The sequence below is a fragment of the Psychrobacter sp. TB55-MNA-CIBAN-0194 genome (assembly GCF_040309505.1).
Taxonomy (GTDB): domain Bacteria; phylum Pseudomonadota; class Gammaproteobacteria; order Pseudomonadales; family Moraxellaceae; genus Psychrobacter; species Psychrobacter fozii.
The window spans coordinates 1-300 of record NZ_JBEOOW010000115.1; the positions used below are offsets into that span (position 1 = coordinate 1).

1 pseudogene is annotated in these 300 nt (G+C 45.3%); it reads right to left on the minus strand.

The window, feature by feature from the left end:
* A pseudogene (locus AAEY75_RS14485) lies at positions 1–300 on the minus strand (type IV pili twitching motility protein PilT); the annotation flags it as partial.

The following is a 300-nucleotide window of genomic DNA, read 5'->3' on the forward strand; positions in this document are numbered from 1 at the left end:
ACGTAAATCGTTTGGCGAGTCGGCATGATGTAATGCATCGGCGTAACTAATCTCACCCTCTACATATAAATCTAGCAATGCCTGGTCAAAAGTCTGCATGCCTTGTTCGCGTGACTTACCCATGGTTTCTTTCAGTAAATGCAACTCATTTTTAGCAATCAAACTGGCCACTCGAGGGGTATTAATTAACACCTCAATGGCGGCGCGGCGCCCGGTGCCGTCTGATTTCGGAATAAGCTGTTGCGCTACGATGCCACGTAAATTTAACGACAAATCAAACAACAGTTGATTGTGCTTACT